General features: G+C 35.8%; 9 protein-coding genes. 1 reads left to right on the top strand and 8 read right to left on the bottom strand.

The window, feature by feature from the left end:
• Positions 1 to 283: 283 nt before the first annotated feature.
• Positions 284 to 607 carry a hypothetical protein gene (locus JCM15579_RS19670; protein WP_054722981.1) on the top strand — a complete coding sequence of 108 codons (324 nt, stop codon included), beginning with the start codon at positions 284 to 286 and terminating at the stop codon, positions 605 to 607.
• A 179-nt stretch (positions 608 to 786) separates the two neighbouring features.
• Here the strand turns inward: JCM15579_RS19670 and JCM15579_RS19665 are convergent, their stop codons facing one another.
• The 8 genes from JCM15579_RS19665 to JCM15579_RS19630 all read right to left on the bottom strand — a co-directional run bounded on the left by JCM15579_RS19665 (position 787) and on the right by JCM15579_RS19630 (position 10,079).
• Positions 787 to 1,407, bottom strand: a complete 621-nt coding sequence (locus tag JCM15579_RS19665; RefSeq protein ID WP_054722979.1) for a hypothetical protein — start codon at positions 1,405 to 1,407, stop codon at positions 787 to 789.
• Positions 1,408 to 1,637: 230 nt separating this feature from the next.
• Positions 1,638 to 2,870: a Type 1 glutamine amidotransferase-like domain-containing protein gene (locus JCM15579_RS20115; protein ID WP_083464785.1), complete on the bottom strand. Its 1,233-nt coding sequence runs from the start codon at positions 2,868 to 2,870 to the stop codon at positions 1,638 to 1,640.
• A gap of 127 nt (positions 2,871 to 2,997) precedes the next feature.
• A complete protein-coding gene (locus JCM15579_RS19655; protein ID WP_054722977.1) occupies positions 2,998 to 3,510 on the bottom strand; it encodes a hypothetical protein in 513 nt (170 codons plus the stop codon).
• A 111-nt stretch (positions 3,511 to 3,621) separates the two neighbouring features.
• Complete coding sequence (locus JCM15579_RS19650; RefSeq protein ID WP_054722975.1) at positions 3,622 to 4,137, bottom strand: hypothetical protein; 516 nt, start codon at positions 4,135 to 4,137, stop codon at positions 3,622 to 3,624.
• Positions 4,138 to 4,306: 169 nt separating this feature from the next.
• Positions 4,307 to 4,723, bottom strand: a complete 417-nt coding sequence (locus JCM15579_RS19645; RefSeq protein WP_054722973.1) for a hypothetical protein — start codon at positions 4,721 to 4,723, stop codon at positions 4,307 to 4,309.
• Positions 4,724 to 4,927: 204 nt separating this feature from the next.
• Complete coding sequence (locus JCM15579_RS19640; RefSeq protein WP_157471574.1) at positions 4,928 to 5,515, bottom strand: hypothetical protein; 588 nt, start codon at positions 5,513 to 5,515, stop codon at positions 4,928 to 4,930.
• Positions 5,516 to 6,128: 613 nt separating this feature from the next.
• Positions 6,129 to 6,707 carry a lipocalin/fatty-acid binding family protein gene (locus JCM15579_RS19635; protein ID WP_262493553.1) on the bottom strand — a complete coding sequence of 193 codons (579 nt, stop codon included), beginning with the start codon at positions 6,705 to 6,707 and terminating at the stop codon, positions 6,129 to 6,131.
• A 1,329-nt stretch (positions 6,708 to 8,036) separates the two neighbouring features.
• Complete coding sequence (locus tag JCM15579_RS19630) at positions 8,037 to 10,079, bottom strand: hypothetical protein (protein WP_218186259.1); 2,043 nt, start codon at positions 10,077 to 10,079, stop codon at positions 8,037 to 8,039.
• Positions 10,080 to 10,511: the final 432 nt, after the last annotated feature.

Raw genomic sequence — 10,511 nt, 5'->3', positions numbered from 1 at the left:
TTATACACCGTTTTTTTTAATGAAGCTTTTAATTGAGATTCACTCCCTTTTTTCATCAGGAAATCAATTAAAGCACTACCTATTACATAATTATAAGAGTTTGGATAATTGTTAGGATTATTCCATAAGTCAACAACATCAACATATTTATTTTTAAGCAGTATTTACCTGATTATAAAAAACATGAATTAGTAATAATTAAATTACAAAACTTGATTAAAGGATAAATATGTCTTAAATTATTATTGCTAAAATAGATTGTTTAATATTAATATTTTAAGTCATGGGGTTAGTTGTTGTTCCATTATTTGATGAGAAAGTGGAAGCCTGGAAAGTTTGGGCTAAGTCCCTTTCAAATGAGAAAAGTAATGAGTTTAGTGATTTTAATAAAAAGTATGGTTTGACCAGACATAATGCCTGGCTGGCAGAAACCCCGGGTGGCAAGGTAGTCGTTGCCTTACATGAGGGCCCCGGTGCCGATGATTTTTTGCACAAGGTAGCTGGATCAAATGATAGTTTTGAATTGTACTTTAAAGAGAAACTAACAGAGTTTCATGGAATGAACTTTGATGCTCCGCCACCACCAATGCCTGTTCAAATGATATAGTAGCCTCCCGCTAGTGCGAGCTTATAGCTCATACTCTGCCTTGGCAGTAATTGAAGGATTTCTACTTCAGATGATATGTTTTGCAAATGATATTTTGCATTCGCAAAGCACGAGCTATAAGCACGCGCTAACTGGGGAGATATTGTTTGGTTACGAGCTTTCTTTATTTGGGATTTGAGCTAATCACATGTGGATTTCAGTCGTGTTTTCCCATTTTCCGTTACCATTTCATAGCCATTGTCCAGCATTGGTTGAAGGCTTTTACGTCCCGTAAAATGCCATAGCAAATAGCCATACTGACATTGGCTGATTAGTTCTTGCTTGTATTCATTTAGAATTAATTCCTTTAGCTCTTTCCAATATTCTTTAGGCGAATGGACAAATATGACTAAAGGATTAAACTCTGGATCGATAAAGTCTTTTTTATAATATTTTCTAATTCGATTCAGTCTTGGGAATCCATATTTCTTCGTGATTTCAATCATTCTCTTGGTATGTTCAGCATCCTTGGGGTTAATGTATTTTTCCCAAATAAGCTTCTTCATTGCATCCGATTCAAATTGTCGGGAAGAAATCTCTTCAGTTTTTAAACTATCCCTTAGATTTTCAATTCTGTTGGTTTCCGACTTATCGAAAGTCTTGTAAAGGGTATATTCACGTAAAGTCTGGTCGTAGCCATACATAAACTCCATTTCTTCAACCAGGCTTACAATGTCTTTTTGCAAAAGAGAATCTTTCTCAGTTTGTGAGTGGGTGAGATTGCTCAAGAATAAAGCCAGAACCAAAAGTTTAAATTTCATTATCAATGTTTTCTTTGTTTTTAAATGAGATGAGTTGTATTACAAAGCGCGAGCAATGGGATATAGTAGCCCCCTTAGTTGATTTATGTTTTAAATTATATAAAAGGGCAAGGTAGCTATTTTAGTATTGCATTTAACTATAACTATTCTAAAATGGCTACCTTGCCGTTGCTCATTAAAAGCACAAAACTTTCGAAAAACATCTGCCCGCCAATGGTATATAGCGTATGTTAGCGGTTCGGGTTTGTTTCTTTAATTTTTCCTAAATGCATTTTGGCTTTTTCCCTAAATGTGATTTCGGCTTCTAATACTGTTGCTCCACCGAAGTCTTCTCCAGCATTCATCCATTTACCATTTTCCCAATAAAAAAACCATAATCCATAATAATCATCATACATTCTATTCACCACTCCTGCGACCAAATCATTATAAATAAATACCTTGTTCACAACAGTATTCAAATGTTTATTTCTAGTTTTATCATCAACACTTGTGTCAGGAATATCCTTAATAAATCGACTTTGTATAGAGAAACAACTTAATTCTTTATATTTTGACCACAGTCCATTGACGGAGATGTATTTAAAAGAAATAAAAGCATCTATAGGGCTATCTTGTTTATTGATTTCAGCATATTCTTTCAAGCTTTTGTTTACATCTACCGATTTATAATCATTAACAGATAAAGCATCTTTATTCACCAGTATCCTTGTTGGCAATTTTGACGTCTCAACGACACCATTGTTTAGAGCAACATAATAAGAGTTGTTAATGTCATTCAAACTGACAGTTTCTATATATTTGCCGTTCCTAAAAAGAATACCTGACTTATCATCACAAGCATAACCTGCACTTATGGTCTTGTTTTTAATTTGTTCGTGATAAACTTCTTTTTTTAGATTATCGGAATAATGAGGACAATGACTAAAGGGAAGAAAAGACATACCATCGATCACAGATAAATTTACTGGACGAGAGTCGCTAATTCCTGATTGAAACCAACAAAGTGATCCTGCACTACCTCCTGCTAAAATAATGCCTTTATTCAATGCTTTCTGTAAGAGCGTATCAATACCTTGAGCTTTCCAAATACCCAACATATTCAATGTATTTCCTCCGCCAACAACAATCGCATCCATATTAAGCAAAATATCTTCAAACGACTTATTTTCATTATTCGAAGCCACCCAAACTTTCAGAACATAGGGTTTTAATCCAAGTTTTTTACAGAAATAGTTCCAGTTTTCAATATTACTTTCGTTATCTGCACTTGCGGTAGGTAGAAAGCAAATTTTAGGATTCTTTTTTTGAGTTAAATCAACAACATATTGAGTGAATTTTAGATTTTTATTCCCGCCATAAATAAAGATGGTCTGTTCTGGATCTTTTGAATTAGAATTACTTTGTGATAAAGCAACTTGGCAAATACTTGCGAGTAAAATAAATAATAGTGTTTTCTTCATGTGTTCAATCTATAACTGTGTTTCCCCTAGCTACCGCGCGAAACGAAGTTCGATGAAATCAATCTACTCGTGTGGTTCTGCTAAAAAGAACGCGATAGAATCGCGCACCAGCAGGGGGCTGTCTGGGTTATTTTACGGCTCTAGGCAATACATTTTCTCTTTTCAATATTCCATCCTTGCTGGTAACATACAAGTAATAATCAGCAAGTCCGTATTCAATATTGACATCCAATTTTAGTTCTATAAACTCGAAATCGTCGGAATCGGTAACAAGCTTATACCTCATTGTTTTGATTAAATTTTTGTCTACCACTTGAAATAGACTGTACTTTGAAACTTTCCCAATTGTCATCGATATCATTTTATAGCTCTCATTATACATTTCAAGATTATGCATTATTCGGCCATGCACCATTGGGGTTGTGTAGTTTTTGTCGAGCAAGAATCTTGCACCATCTTTATGATTGAATGAAGTTAGAATGTCCTTAACCATCAAACTTGCTGTCTTTTTCAATTTTGGATCAAGATTTTCTAGCGGTATCTTTTGGTATTCCGTAGGACCACAAGAGGTGATGAAAAAAAGTCCTACCATCAATAAAATCAATTTAGGAAGAGTTAAATCCTTACATAGTTTTCTCATGTTACTTAATACTTTGTTTTATCGGTTTGTTTTTAAATGTGATGCAATACAAAGCGCGAGCTACAAGCTCGCGCTTTCTGGCATTGTTTTTTAAGCTACACTTTGGAAAGTTTAATCTTTTAGAATACAGCCAGCATAAGTTTTAGTCTTCTCAATCTTTTTCTTTTTTAATTCCATATCGTAATAGGATTCATCTTTCAAGCAAGTTCTGATGAATTTAATGCCCACTTCTTCAATTTTCTTCAATTGTTCTTTGGTAATTGGATAGGTCATTGCAAAGCCTGAATAGATTTGATTGCCTGCTACAAAGGACTGAGGTGTTGCATTTTTAATAGAAGTAAGCTCCATGATAGACTTATCACCCAATTTCAAATTCAGTTTGCTCCCTTCAGGAATTAAAAACGCCTGATCACCCGGAATGTTTACATAGGATTCCAGCCTATAATCATCGCCTAATCTGTAAAAAGCAAAGGTGAAATAGAAGTTATGCTTCTGCACGATTCTTCTTTCCACTTTCCCAGAAAATTCATCTACTTTTTCGTGGGTATACTTGCAATTTTGTGCCTTTGTAATGCTTGTAATGGTTAATAAAAGGAATGCAAAGACCAATAAGAATTTTGTTTTCATAGTGTGTGTAATTATGGGTTAGTGAATGTATTGTCGTTTTTGTTAGGGCAAGCCAATAGGGCGGTATGGTTTTAAATTTCCTCCCAGCTGCCGCACGAGTCCTCTCGTGTGGTTTTGCTATAAAGGAACGCGATAGAATCGCGCACCAGCGAGGGGAATGCCTTATGCACTATGCGGTTTGTTGTAGCCAGTCATTTATTTCATTTTTTACAGATTGATGAGTTAATTCATGATTCAGCGAATCCAAATAAATGTCCTGAATTATTTTTCCCTTAATATTGTTCTTTCCTGAATTTTCTATTCGCTTTACAAGAAGCATATTTATAAAGCATGGACATCTATCTAAGGATTTAATCAAGGCATTTTCATAATCATTAATATCCTCAAAAGCATGAACTAATCTGAATAAATCGTAGTCTCCATCAGCTTCAGGATAACGTTCTACAAATCGAAATAATTCATCTAGGCCTAATTGTTGTTTTCCTGTTTCCCAAAGTTCTTCAATTAACCTATTAAGTTCTGGAACATTATCAAAATTTGGTTGAAATGTTCTTAATGATTCTAGTATGTTTTCTATATTGCTCATTTTGATTGGTTACAGGTTTTGTTAAGTTTTCGTGACAATTTCTAAGAATTATCCTTTCAATTCGCCAAATAAGCAAGCCGCATAAATTTGTTTATATTTTTAAGCAAACCAAAACTGGGTGGCTTGCTGGTGTTTCTTAATTGAACTAAATTTTCAAACTGCTCATCAACGCCCATGAAATTTAGCTTTTGTTTTACGCAGTTTTTAGTCTTTTTTAGTGATTGCAATAATGTTGTAGCAATTTGTTCCGATGAAGACTAGGAGTAAATAAACAATAAACCTGTGCATAAAATATATGATGTTGGCTAATCGAGTATTCGGTGATATATGTTTAGATTCAAAGATATTAATTGAATACCAGAGTATTCTACTGTAGGACCAAATCTCATCCCTTTCATAACGTGCTTTCTCTGAATTATAATTCTCTATTTTTTCTACTATACCTTCTTTTTCCTTGATGAGCTGGATTTTCAATTTATCTTCTCTTTCATATTTTCCAAGCCCAGCCTCCATTAAAAATTTCCCTTTTTTATTACATATTACTATTGTCCAAACATCAGGCATTGGTTGAGTAGTCTTATAATGTTTGGAAGATCTATAAACTAAATAATTGTCAAATAACAACACATTTTTATCTATTAAGAAACCTATTGATGTATCTAAAGTATCCGGAATTAACCTGATCACTGAGTCTAAAATATTGAATTCCGCTTTTAGTTTTAAAGGAGTATATGATTCATTTAATTCTTTAAATGCTCCATCTTTCTCAATCTTTGAGATAGCTCTATTCATATCAAAGCTATTGGAATCAAAGTTTAGTAAAATCACATATAAGTACGGAAAAAGAATTAAATGACTTAATCCAAAGATAGAAATTAACCTAGTGAGTAGTTTATGTTTGAGCTTAAATGAAATTAGAAATAGAGATAGAAAGATTAGGAGAAATAATACAGTCCAAAATATATCTTTATTTTCAGAGAAGGAAACAGTCAATGTAGTTGAGATTACAACTGAAAAGAGTATTAGTTTCCAATCGACTTTAAACTCTTGATTTTTATTCATTATTTATTTTTTTATTCTTTCAGCTACTATAAATAGCTCCAATCTAAATTGCGTACAACTTTTTAAATGTGCACTGGTGCACTTATTTTACTTATCTCAAATTAAAAAGGTGCACAATACTGACCTATATGGGGTGTATTGTGCACCTTTTATAAAATCGATTGGTAATTTACAAAACAATAATATTTATTCAAAGGAATGCATAATCTAATTTATAGTATAATCTGAAGAATGAGTCAATTTGCTTATGATACATGAGGGAAGTATTAATTCTAGTATCTAAAAAATCGATCTAGGTAAATTACAATTCCTGTTTGTTGGAGCTTTAATTTCGTAAGTAGAATTAATTCAGAACAACTTCCTTAACCTTTTCATTTCCCGGATAATCAAAAGCCTTTACAACTATTTTATTTCCTTTGTATTCTGAATTATCTACACTGGCAGCATAATGCCATTTACCATTTTCATCATATTTATAGGCCAGGCCTTTTTCAATCAAGTTTCCATCACTGCTATAAATTTCAAGCTCAATACGCTTCACTTTAAAATCATCAAATGCAATAATTTCAATGATATCCCCAATTTCACCATGATAATTCCTGGTGTCTATTTTTTCAATTGTAGGAGGGTGGAAATAATCTGATACTGCCAGGTTATAGCCGCTGTAGATGCCTTTTTCCTTAGCTACTCTATTGTATTCTTCCATCAATTCAGAATCATGCTTTTGTGTGTTTGCATATAGAGTAGCCTTTTTAAATCGGTTTTTTTGTTGCTCTTGCGCAACGGTTCTTTTCCCTGAATAATGGGCTGCTACAGATAAAATGGTTTTTCCTTTACGTTGTCTAAACACAAGGTTTTTTCCTAATTTTCCACTCAAGCCCGTTGTGATTAAATTTCTTTTTACAATAGCCATATTTCCTATATTTTGGATATAATCAATTTCTATATGTTGGTATCAGCGTTCAAATAATCATGACTAACATGTTCATATACATGATAAAGGTCTCAATGATATCATAAAATGTCAACAGGCTGACTATAACACCAGCAAAATTCCAAATGATAATTAATCAACACAACGAGCAATACCACTTAACAATAACTCCCTCCTAAATGGTGCATTTACAGCTGTGCTACTTCTTCGCTATTCCTTCGCTATTTCTGTACTATGCTTATGCTGTTTTTAGTGTAACATAAATACAAACAAAAGGGGAAGATAATATGTTAATGAATTGTGGTTTTGAAAGTCAGAGAAATAATACTTTGTTTATTTTAATTCTAAATAAATACCCACCTAAAGAAACTACCTGTTTAAATCACCTCACCTCAATCCTCTCCTAAAGGAGAGGAAGTAGTGCAAAGAAAGATTTAGGATCGCTAATTACTTGCAATGTATTCCCCTTCTCATTAAGGAGAAGGAGTTAGGGGATGAGGTAATTTATATTGCAAATCGGCGTAACAAAACCCAAATCAACTCAATAGTGCATTTTGATCGGGAGCTGCCGATCGGACGCGAGTCGGGGCAGACCGTTACTATGGAAAGGCGAGCAGTATCCGATTGGCTTGATTCTTTTGTTTCTTTTCTCATCTAAGGAGAAAAGATAGAGAAAAAGCCTGTCTGGCTTGAAGACAAAACAAAAAAATCATATTCGTCGCAATAAACTATCCAAATCAAACAACATTAACCCTTGCTACGATAATAAACTGCATCAATAACCCAGGGTGACGGTCATTATCATTCCCTTCCCCTGGGCTGAATGATCTTTACCTTTCAGGCAAATGGTAGTTTAGTTTAGTTTCTCCAAATCACCTCACCCCAATCCTCTCCTTGAGGTGAGGAAGTAGTGCAAAAGAATAGGGGTATGTTTGGTTAATTTATTTAAAGCACCGCTTATTTAATGCAGTAACTGTGTAATGCACATCGAGCGGGAGCCGCCAATCGGACGCGATTCGGGGTAGACCGTTACTATGGAAAGGCGAGCAGTATCCGATTGGCTTGATTCTTTTGTTTCTTTTCTCATCTAAGGAGAAAAGATAGAGAGAAAGCCCGTCTGGCTTAAAGACAAAACCATAAAGTCTGTACAAATCCAAGGTATTGCCTTGGATTTACCATTATTATAGCTCGTGGTAGAGACAGCATGAATGCTGTCTTTACTTAGAATTGGAAAAATAAAAGGTACCAAAAGTAAAAGGCCATCCCTTTCGAGATGGCCTTCAATTCTATTGTGTCAATGGCGCAATGCCATCGCTATTACTTTAATTCTTCCAAAGCTTCTTTAGCCGCATTCAATAGAGGTTCAGCCGATAAATCATTACCAGTAGCCTCAACCATCCATTGGTTAGGAGTCAAACGACCTTGCTTAAAGATGCGATCAACCTCAGCAGGGAAACTTCTTCCTTTTAATTGTTGTTCCAACTGGAACTCAATAACATTACCAAATGCGTAGTTCGATAGGTACAACGGACTGTTCAACATGTGTGAGTATACCGCCAAAATTGGCTGATCTTTCACACCGTAAACAGGAGCGTAGAACTCGTTCCAAACCGCTTTCGCGATATCCATGGTAGCATCGCGCAATTCAGCAGCTGTAGCATTAGGATTTTCATACAACCATCTCCACATGCGAATGTCAACCAAGGAAACACCCATAATTTCGTAAGCACTCCAGAAAAGATCCAATTTCTTTAAAGCTTCTTTTTGTGGGGTATCATCTTTAACGTCCAAAAGTAGCATGTCGCGCTTTTGGAAGATAAATGCCAATGCTTCGGTAAATGCAGTGTTAGGAACACCGTTCATTACAAAGTTGTCCACATCATATAGCGAGATGGTTTGCTCAACATTGTGTCCAAACTCGTGGATCGCGATGTTGTAGCCCTTGTAATCCATACCTTTTGCACCAATTCTGGTACGCAAGTGAGCTTTTTGACCTTTTGCAGCGCCACCCCAGGCGTGACCTGAACCTCTTGCAGGATCAACCGCAATTCTGTCTGCCAACCACTGAGCTCTTTCCTTGTCGTAACCCAATTTTACCAATAGGTTCGCCAAGTCAGCTTCCAATGCAGCAGCATCAGGATACAAACCTCTGGTTTGAGCATCTAGTTTCGATTCATCCATTCCGCTACGAGCCTTGAAACCATCGTACCAAATATCGAATGGCTGTAACTTACGACCCAATCTCTTTTGAATCAGTTTACCCACTTTTTTGGTTTCTTCAGAGCTTAAGAATGCAGAGAAAATCTTTTCAGTTGCTTCCGCAGAGATCTCTTTCGCTCCGTCGTACTGTCTCTTGATGAATGTATTCTGATCTGGATAGTAAGGATCAATCGCTTTGTTTGCGTGGAAGTTATTCAGGATTTGCTGATATCTCTCGTTTGGTTCCGGAGTTGCATCAACTGTTTTACCAGCTTTGTAAACCACGTTTGTGTATGGATCCCATTCAAAATCACCCGAGTTAATTACCTTTTCAGGGATTTCCTGAGAGATGATTCTTTTCATCACCTGGTAAATCATCTTTTGCTTGTCTAAACCATCTTTTTTGTTGGCATAGTTGGCTTTGATCTCATCGCGAAGGTTCCAGTGAGAAAGCAAGACCTTGTCTTCAGGGAAGAAACGCTTGCCTTTTTTATCGGTAAGGTGACCTACATAAATGTTGTAGTCTGCAATGTACACATCAGAACCTGCAGCAGCCGTTCCAGCAGCTTGCAACAATTCCGAAGGAACTCTTGCTGTAAAATAATCACCCAAACGAGCGTATGCCCATTCCTGGCGAGTCCAGTTCTTTGCATTGGCTTCTTTCTCAGCCAAGCTGAATGATGGGAAGTTCAAAGCAATGGTAAAAGCGATTTTGTTGTTGTAGAAATCGTTCATCCAGTGCGAACCAACGCTGTAAGCACCAAAAGCATTGTCGATAGGGTGCTGCTCGAAGGTGTTCAAGTGAACAGGCTCCAATAAATCTAGAGTAATCTTGTTGAAGTGTCCTGTGATGATCTCAAGGTTTCTTGAAATTTTCTGGAACACCATTTCCTTTTCAGCCTTGTCGGCGATATAGCTTTTCTTACAGAAGTTTTTAAAATCTGCTTCTGTTCCGTCGCTCATGCGCCAAAGACTTGCAGCGTGTTTTACGCCTTTTTCAAGTAAAGCTTTATCCAAACAATTGGTGCTTAACTCCTCAATGGTCGATTTAATTGTTTCGGCAGTAATGTTAGAGGTTTCTGCCTTCCTTTCTGCAATAACTTGATTAGTAGTTGATACTAAAGTTAAAAATGCAGCAAAAAGAATAAAAATTTTCTTCATCTGATTAGGTTTGTTATCTAAAAATTGAATTAACAGGGCTAATATAAGAAATCGCATCCCCGCAAACAATGAGCAATCTCAGCTTACAATCACAATAATGATATAGTGAGTAGATGAATTTGAATTGTTGAGAAGCTACTTTTATTGATATTAAAAGAGACTTGTTATGATTTGATTACCAATGGTGATGGGCATTGGAAGGACAAGCTGCTTATGCCCAGAAAACTTGTAGAAAGACGGGGAAGCTTCGTCCCGAAATAGAATTTGTAAACATTTGGGAGCCAAATGCAACAAAATTCATAATCGGGAGAGAAGATCACCCCGCCGCACTTAAAGTTTTCAAGAAGAAGTAGTTTGTTCTTACTCGCCCTAGATTTTTTGCTGACATTTTTAAATCAATGAAAAAGCTTCCGACGATGACGTTCGGACTTT

This window comes from Marinifilum fragile JCM 15579, assembly GCF_001310955.1.
GTDB classification, from domain to species: domain Bacteria; phylum Bacteroidota; class Bacteroidia; order Bacteroidales; family Marinifilaceae; genus Marinifilum; species Marinifilum fragile.
The sequence above is the reverse complement of the archived record's forward strand: the minus strand, read 5'-3'. Positions and strand labels throughout refer to the sequence as shown.